The sequence below is a fragment of the Pelomicrobium sp. G1 genome (genome assembly GCF_051905455.1).
GTDB lineage: Bacteria > Pseudomonadota > Gammaproteobacteria > Burkholderiales > UBA6910 > Pelomicrobium.
Genome location: NZ_JBQACR010000218.1, coordinates 1 through 326, shown reverse-complemented (window position 1 = coordinate 326; position 326 = coordinate 1). Strand labels below are relative to the sequence as shown.

The 326-nt window shown below is 57.7% G+C and carries 1 pseudogene; it reads left to right on the top strand.

Going from position 1 to position 326, the window contains the following annotated elements:
* Nucleotides 1-18: 18 nt before the first annotated feature.
* A pseudogene (locus ACTFO6_RS18245) lies at nucleotides 19-326 on the top strand (hypothetical protein); the annotation flags it as partial.

Genomic DNA, 326 nt, shown 5'->3' with positions numbered 1-326 from the left:
AAACCGCCCTACGAGATCGTGAAGGGCATCGCGGAGAAGATGGGGTGGGGAAAATACTTCCCTTACCGGAAATGGGAGGACTGGGGCGAGCTGATGATACAGAACATCCCCATATCTCTGGAGGAGCTCAAGCAAAAAGGCTTCTGGGCCGGTCCGATCCGCTACAACCGGGTGCCGGAGGGACTGCCCACGCCTTCCGGCAAGGTGGAGATCTATTCCAAGGCATACGCCGATGCCGGATTCAATCCCTATCCTGTCTACACCGAGCGCAGCGTGATCCCCGACTGCGAATATCCGCTCCAGCTCACCCATTCCAAGCTCAGCAT